The organism is Kitasatospora sp. NPDC091257 (assembly GCF_044757675.1).
GTDB classification, from domain to species: Bacteria; Actinomycetota; Actinomycetes; order Streptomycetales; family Streptomycetaceae; genus Kitasatospora; species Kitasatospora lactacystinica.
Window position 1 is genome coordinate 1 of record NZ_JBIVVI010001870.1, and the last position, 1,088, is coordinate 1,088.

Here is a 1,088-nt window from a genome sequence, read left to right on the forward strand (position 1 = left end):
GGTGCGAGCCCCCTCCATCGAGGCCGAGGTCCGCACCCTGTCCGGCGGCAACCAGCAGAAGGTCGTCCTCGCCCGCTGGCTCGCCCGCAAGCCCGACCTGCTGATCCTCGACGAACCCACCCGGGGCGTCGACATCGGCGCCAAGGCCGAGATCTACCAGATCATCGCCGACCTCGCCCGCGAGGGCACCGCCGTCCTGGTCATCTCCTCCGAACTGCCCGAAGTCCTCGGCCTCGCCGACCGGGTCGTGGTGATGCAGAACGGCCGCACGACCGGCGAACTGACCCGTGACCGGGCGACGGAGGAGGCCATCCTCGCCCTCGCCATGGCCGACGACCTCGCCGCCACCACCACCGCCCAGACCGGAGAGACCCGATGACCACCGCCACTCCCCCGACCGCCCCGGCGCCGGACGCCGGGGCCCTGCCCGTCCGGACCGGCGGCCCGCGCGCCCTGCTCGCCGCGATCGGCGGCCAGAACCTCAGCCTGATCGGCGCCCTCGTCGCCGTCGTCGCCCTGTTCGGCTCGCTCAACCCCAACTTCGTCGGCTGGGACAACATCCAGGTCATCGCCGAGGCCGCCACCATCTCCGGACTGCTGGCCGTCGTCCAGACCGTCGTGATCATCTGCGGCGGCCTCGACATCTCCGTCGGCTCCCAGGCCGGCCTGGCCTCCGTCACCAGCGCCATGGTCTTCACGTCCGCCGGCTCCAGCCCCTTCCTCGGCATCGGGGCCGCGCTGGCCATCGGCGCCGGCATCGGCCTGTTCAACGGCGTCGTCATCGTCTACGGCCGGGTCAACCCGACCATCGCCACCCTCGCCGGACTGGCCGCCTACAAGGGCGTCGCCCAGCTCGTCTCGGACGGCCGCGCCCAGGGGTACGTGCTCAACGACCCGGTCTTCGTCTTCCTCAGCCGCGGCAGGATCGCCGGCCTGCCCACCATGGTCTGGCTGCTGATCCTCACCGCCGTCGCCGTGCACGCCCTGCTCACCTACACCGACATCGGCCGCAACATCTACGCGATCGGCGGCAACGACACCGCCGCCCGCCTGGCCGGCATCAACCTCAACAAGTACCTGATCGCCGC

Annotated in this window: 2 protein-coding genes; both read left to right on the forward strand. The window is 71.7% G+C overall.

The window, feature by feature from the left end; genetic code table 11:
- Nucleotides 1–379: ATP-binding cassette domain-containing protein (locus tag ACIQOV_RS42575; RefSeq protein WP_401056649.1), on the forward strand; the 379-nt coding region annotated here is incomplete at its 5' end.
- On the forward strand, nt 376–1,088 hold a 713-nt coding region (locus ACIQOV_RS42580; RefSeq protein ID WP_401056650.1), incomplete at its 3' end, for an ABC transporter permease. The genes ACIQOV_RS42575 and ACIQOV_RS42580, both read left to right, overlap by 4 nt.